1 protein-coding gene is annotated in these 392 nt (G+C 70.7%); it reads right to left on the reverse strand.

The annotated features are described in order from the left end of the window. Positions 1-392 (reverse strand): PIN domain-containing protein (locus PUR61_RS00050; protein ID WP_329874309.1); only part of this gene is annotated, 392 nt, incomplete at both ends.

A 392-nucleotide genomic window follows, 5' to 3' on the forward strand; every position in this document is an offset into this window, starting at 1 on the left:
ACCGAGGACGCCTTGATCCGCAGCGGGAGGTCCTTGGAGACGACGGTGACGTCGTACCCCTCGGCCTGCAGGTTCCGCGCGACCGCGAGGATGCGGGTGTCCGCCTCGCCGCCCCCGACCCGGTAGCCGGCCGGCAGTATCGAGGGGTCGGAGTGGTTGAGCTCGACCCGGATGGTGCCGCCGAGCTCCCCGACCGGGATCGGCTCGTCGAGACGGCCGAAGCGGATCCGGAAGTCGTCGAGCAGCCGCAGCGCCTGGCGGGCGAAGTAGCCCAGTTCGGGGTGGTGCCGCTTGGCTTCCAGCTCGGTGACCACGACCACCGGGAGAACGACCTCGTGCTCCTCGAAGCGGGTCATGGCGAGAGGGTCCGCCAGGAGCACGCTGGTGTCGAG

Origin of the sequence: Streptomyces sp. BE20 (assembly GCF_036322525.1) — a bacterium.
Lineage (GTDB): Bacteria > Actinomycetota > Actinomycetes > Streptomycetales > Streptomycetaceae > Kitasatospora.